General features: G+C 42.1%; 1 pseudogene. It reads right to left on the reverse strand.

Annotated elements, in window-relative coordinates:
* Window positions 1–259 (reverse strand): annotated as a pseudogene (locus AB4138_RS23960) (transposase); the annotation flags it as partial.

Below are 259 nucleotides of genomic sequence, written 5' to 3' on the forward strand. Positions count from 1 at the left end.
TCTAATGTGAAGAGCTAGGGGAAACAACACTACGAGATAAGAATCTACGGCTAGTTTCTAAAGAATGCATAGCTTGTTGTTCCATGACTTTGGACGACTGTACTTGATACCAATTTGTATAGCGGCGTTAGCGATGGCGAGAGCATCATTATGATCCGTTTTATGACCTTCTAGGTATCCTTTCACCTTCTTAGGGTTAATGATTCGGACTTCATGCCCAAGTTTTTCTGCTAATTGCTCCCAGTAATGGCAACCGCAA

This window comes from Vibrio sp. 10N.286.52.C3, from assembly GCF_041468865.1.
GTDB lineage: Bacteria > Pseudomonadota > Gammaproteobacteria > Enterobacterales > Vibrionaceae > Vibrio > Vibrio crassostreae_C.